Consider the following 3789-nt stretch of genomic DNA (forward strand, 5'->3'; position numbering starts at 1 on the left):
ATGGCATTTCTGCTGTGGACCAAGGGGCCGATGTTCAACATCGCGCTGGCGATCTTCGCCATCGGTCTGTTCGCGCGCCTGGCCGAGATTTTTCTGCTCGGACGCAAGCCCAACTATGCCGAACCCCGCGCCAGCGAATGGGGACCAGGTTTCCGGACCATGTTGACCCGCACCATCGCCGACCCCGGCACCTTCCAGCGCGCCTCTTTCAACGTGGTCGTGGGCTGGGTCTGGCACATCGGGTTCCTGATCGCACTCCTGCTGTTCGTGCCCCATGCCGAGCTGATCAAGGGACTGTTCGGCATCGCCTGGCCGGCGCTGCCGAATCCGGTCGTCGACCTGGTCACCGCCATCACCCTGATCGCATTGGTCGCGACCTTGGTGCACCGCCTGACGCATCCGGTGAAGCAGCGCATCAGTAGCATTGAAGACTATCTGGTCTGGACGGTCGTCTTTCTGGTGGTGCTGACCGGTTATCTGGCCTATCACCGCCTCGTCAATCCCTACCCGGTAGCACTTGGGATGCACATCCTGATGGCGGAAATCTTTCTGATCATCCTGCCCTTCACCAAACTCACGCACATTTTCACCACGTTCATCGCACGCTGGTACAACGGGGCCGCGTTCGGCCGCAAGGGGGTTCAGTCATGAGCGAGCTGACACTCGAACGGGGCCTCGCGGCCTTTCGCGCCGAGATCGACGCACCGACCGCGGCCTTCTTTTCAAGCTGCGTGCATTGCGGGATCTGTGCCCAGTCCTGCCCTTTCTATCTGGAGACTGGTGATCCCAAGTACACGCCGATCCTGAAGCTCGAACCCTTGCGCCTGGTCTGGGAAAACGAGTTCACGCTCTTGGGCAAGCTCAAGGGCTTGCTCGGGCTCCAGCAGAAGGTCACCGACGAGATGCTGGCCGAGTGGGAAGAGTTGCTGTACGACTCCTGCTCCATGTGCGGCCGCTGCTCCATGGTCTGCCCAGTCGGCAACGATCTGGCCTATATGATCCGCAAGTCGCGCGAGGGCATGGTGCAGTCGGGGCATGCGCCGGAAGGACTGATCGCCGCCTCGGTGCGCGCCATCCAGACCGGCAGCCCCATGGGACTGCAATGGAAGACGCTTGCCGTGCAGATCCAGCACGTGGAAACCAGCTCGGGCCTGGAGGTTCCGGTCGACAAGGCCGGCGTCGACTATCTGGTCATGCTTTCGTCGATGGAGATCATCAACTTCCCCGAATATCTGGAAGCCATCACCAAGATCTTCGACCATGCCGGGGTGACCTGGACCCTGTCGACGCAGTGCTTCGAGGCCACCAACGCCGGCATCCAGATCGGCAACAAGGACATCGCCGCCCAGTTGGTCGAGCGGGTCGTCGCGGCCGCCGTCGCGCTCAAGGTGCCCAAGGTCATCAGTCCCGAGTGCGGTCACGCCTACACCGCGATTCGCTGGGAAGGTCCAAACCTGATCGGGCGTCCCTATCCCTTCCGGGTCTTCCATATCATCGAAGTGCTGGACGAATTGCGCGCCGCCGGGCGTATTCAGACCGAGGGCATGGAAAGCGACCGGTTGTCGATGCACGATCCCTGCAACCTGGCGCGCAAGAGCGGCGTCATTCAGCAGCAGCGCAATCTGATGAATCTGGTCGCCGATAATTTCGTGGAACTGAAGGAGCACGGAAAATTCCAGTGGTGCTGCGGCGCCGGCGGCGGCGTCAGTTCCAACGAACGCGCCGAACCGCTCAAACTGGCCGCCTTCAAACGCAAAAAGGCGCAAATCGAGGAGGTCGCGCCCGAGCGCATGGTGACCATGTGCGCCACTTGCCGCACCCAGCTCGAAGAGGGTCTGGAAGAGTTCAACATGGAGATCCCGGTGGTCGGTCTGACTGAAATGATTGCTGACCATCTGGTCGAGAAAGAGGCACGCGAACATGAGTGAACGACTCGTCGTTGACCCCATCACCCGCATCGAGGGCCATCTGCGCATCGAGGCCCAGATGGACGGCGCCAACATCGCCCAAGCCTATAGCTCGGGCACCTCGGTGCGCGGCATCGAGACCATCCTCAAGGGCCGCGACCCGCGCGACGCCTGGGCCTTCGCCCAGCGTATCTGCGGCGTCTGCACCCTGGTCCACGGCATGGCATCGGTGCGGTCGGTGGAAGACGCGCTCAAGATCGAGCTGCCGGCCAACGCGCAGCTGATCCGCAATCTGATGATCGGCGCCCAATACGTGCATGATCACGTCATGCACTTCTACCATCTGCATGCGCTGGACTGGGTCGATGTGGTCAGCGCCTTGAGCGCCGATCCCAAGGCGACGTCGGCGCTCGCGCAATCCATCAGCTCCTGGCCCAAATCCTCGCCCGGCTATTTCGCCGACACCCAGAAACGGATCAAGACCTTCGTCGAATCCGGCCAGCTCGGCATTTTCGCCAACGGCTATTGGGGCCATCCCGCCTACAAGCTGCCGCCCGAGGCGAACCTGATGGCGGTTGCCCATTATCTGGAGGCACTCGCCTGGCAGCGCGACGCCGCGAAGCTGCACGCCATCTTCGGCGGCAAGAACCCGCATCCGAATTTCGTCGTCGGCGGCGTCGCCTGCCCCATCGATCTGGAATCGGACTCGGCCATCAATGCCAAGCGGTTCGCGGAAATCCAGAATATCATCCAATCCATGCAGACCTTTGTGGATCAGGTCTATGTCCCGGATACACTGGCGATCGCCGGTTTCTACAAGGACTGGGGCAGTCGCGGCGAAGGACTGGGCAACTTTCTCTGCTATGGCGACCTGCCCGGCAACGGCTTCATGGACCCCGCGACTTTCCTCTTCCCGCGCGGCGTCATCCTGAATCGCGATCTCTCGACCATCCACGAAGTCGATCTCCATGACGCGAGTCAGATCCAGGAGTTCGTCGCCCATTCCTGGTACGACTATGCCGATGGCAAGGGGCAAGGACTGCACCCCTACGACGGTGAAACCAAGCTGGAATACGACGCCCGCGGCGGCGTCAAACCGCCTTACACCCAACTGGATGTCAGCGACGGTTATTCCTGGATCAAAGCCCCGCGCTGGAAGGGTCAGGCGGTCGAGGTCGGCCCGCTGGCGCGCGTCCTGCTGCTCTACGCCAACGGCCATGCGCAGACCAAGGAACTGGTCGAGATGACCCTGTCGACGCTCGATCTGCCGGTGGAAGCATTGTTCTCGACCTTGGGCCGCACCGCCGCGCGCACGCTGGAAACCAAGGTGATGGTCGACGCCATGCAGGGTTGGTACGACGCGCTGATCGCCAACATCAAGGCTGGCGACACCCGGACCTTCAATGACGCACTCTGGGATCCTGCCACTTGGCCTGCCGAGGCGCGCGGCGCCGGCTATATGGAGGCTCCTCGCGGCGCTTTGGGACACTGGATCGTCATCAAGGACGGCAAGATCGCCAACTATCAGGCCGTGGTGCCCTCGACCTGGAACGCCGGACCGCGCGACCCGAGCCATCAGGCCGGCGCCTACGAGGCCGCGTTACAGGACAACCACCAGTTGGTGGACATCAAGCAGCCGATCGAGATCCTGCGCACCATCCATTCCTTCGACCCCTGCATCGCCTGCGCGGTGCATCTCAGCGATCCGGAGACCGGCGAGCAGCTGCGCATCAAGGTGACTTAGGATTTGGCCGAGAATAATTTCCTTGAATGGTCGCAGCCCGCTGAGGCTCGCCGATGGATACTGACACCAATTTGACGAGTGGACGACGAGCAGAACATGATGGGTTACGAGCCAGCGATTGAACTCAAGATGCAACGA

The 3789-nt window shown here is 61.8% G+C and carries 3 protein-coding genes; all 3 read left to right on the forward strand.

The annotated features are described in order from the left end of the window. Positions 1 to 651 (forward strand): hypothetical protein (locus tag QZY07_RS23545; protein WP_295408207.1); only part of this gene is annotated, 651 nt, incomplete at its 5' end. After that, a complete protein-coding gene (locus tag QZY07_RS23550; RefSeq protein ID WP_295408209.1) occupies positions 648 to 1928 on the forward strand; it encodes a (Fe-S)-binding protein in 1281 nt (426 codons plus the stop codon). The genes QZY07_RS23545 and QZY07_RS23550, both read left to right, overlap by 4 nt. Further along, complete coding sequence (locus QZY07_RS23555; protein WP_295408211.1) at positions 1921 to 3651, forward strand: nickel-dependent hydrogenase large subunit; 1731 nt, start codon at positions 1921 to 1923, stop codon at positions 3649 to 3651. Before QZY07_RS23550 ends, QZY07_RS23555 begins: the two co-directional genes overlap by 8 nt. The last annotated feature ends 138 nt before the right edge of the window (positions 3652 to 3789 follow it).

Source organism: uncultured Thiocystis sp., assembly GCF_903866365.1.
Taxonomy (GTDB): Bacteria; Pseudomonadota; Gammaproteobacteria; order Chromatiales; family Chromatiaceae; genus Chromatium.